The organism is Candidatus Thiosymbion oneisti, assembly GCF_004359955.1.
Taxonomy (GTDB): Bacteria; Pseudomonadota; Gammaproteobacteria; order Chromatiales; family Chromatiaceae; genus Thiosymbion; species Thiosymbion oneisti.
The window spans coordinates 1-426 of the sequence record NZ_SMSC01000157.1; the positions used below are offsets into that span (position 1 = coordinate 1).

1 protein-coding gene is annotated in these 426 nt (G+C 40.6%); it reads right to left on the bottom strand.

What is annotated here, in order from left to right; translation table 11 throughout:
* Nucleotides 1–11: 11 nt before the first annotated feature.
* Entirely contained in the window at nucleotides 12–329 is a 318-nt protein-coding gene (locus E1958_RS19860; RefSeq protein ID WP_133513398.1) for an IS1 family transposase, read from the bottom strand.
* Nucleotides 330–426 lie beyond the last annotated feature (97 nt).

The following is a 426-nucleotide window of genomic DNA, read 5'->3' on the forward strand; positions in this document are numbered from 1 at the left end:
CCACAATCTCCTCAGACGCGTGGGTCACTAAAAAATTGCGATTCACGGCGTGCAATTCGAGTTCTTTTTTTTAATTCATTAATGACTGTCGCAGGACTGATACCCAGTACCCGTGCGGTATCACGAATGCCACTGCCATTCAGTGTCATCTCAATGATTTGTTGTTTCGTTTCTGGTAACCGCCCTTTCTCGGAATAATCCTGGATAAACGTTTTGCCCTTACAGGTCCGATCTTTGCAAATAAAACGCTGTTTGCCGTTGCTGGTGTTGCCATGTTTAGTAACATCAATACCATTGCAGACAGGGCATTTTACGGGTAGTAATACCATAAGAATTTCCTCGGTAAAATTTTGTTCGGTTAGTAGCTTAAAGCTCAGGTAATTATATCAAGTTATTTATAATAAGCAACAAAGTAATAACACTACC